Raw genomic sequence first — 568 nt, 5'->3', positions numbered from 1 at the left:
GGGTGAAGTCGTAACAAGGTAGCCGTATCGGAAGGTGCGGCTGGATCACCTCCTTTCTAAGGAAGAAGAAGTAGGCGTTGAACACTTAATGAGGGAATACCGAATTTAGTGTGAAAGCCCACCCGAATACTTAATGAAGCGAAGCCGTAAGGTGAGGCTGAATTTAGTGAGAGTGGTGAGGGTTTTATATACTGTTGAGTCTTAAGTTTTCGCAAAGTAAGAAATGATTGCGGAGAAAGGCATAGAATGAAGTTCGGAAAAGTTTATTTTACGGACGGAAGACAGTGACTTGCTCCATAAGCATTACAGATGCGACCGAGAAAACCAAAGGTTTTGGAGGTGCAATCATGGAATAACTAAATAAAGAAATACCAGAAAACCGTAATGTGTCACCTCGTGAACAAGTTCACTCGGTCGCGGCTGTGCCGCCTATACAATAAATATGAAAGCAAGCTTTCAACACAGTTTCCCGTTTAATTGTGCACACATTACTAGTAGACACGAAGTTTCTGGTGCCGATGCGCTTAGGGGACACACCCGTTCCCATCTCGAACACGATGGTTAAGAC

At 44.0% G+C, this 568-nt stretch carries 1 rRNA gene; it reads left to right on the top strand.

The window, feature by feature from the left end:
* Positions 1–56 (top strand): 16S ribosomal RNA (locus EFT72_RS18925); the annotation flags it as partial.
* Positions 57–568 lie beyond the last annotated feature (512 nt).

The organism is Clostridium sp. E02, from assembly GCF_003833015.1.
In the GTDB taxonomy this organism is placed as follows: domain Bacteria; phylum Bacillota; class Clostridia; order Lachnospirales; family Lachnospiraceae; genus Lacrimispora.
Note: the sequence above shows the minus strand (reverse complement) of the source record. Positions and strands in the feature narration are given on the sequence as shown.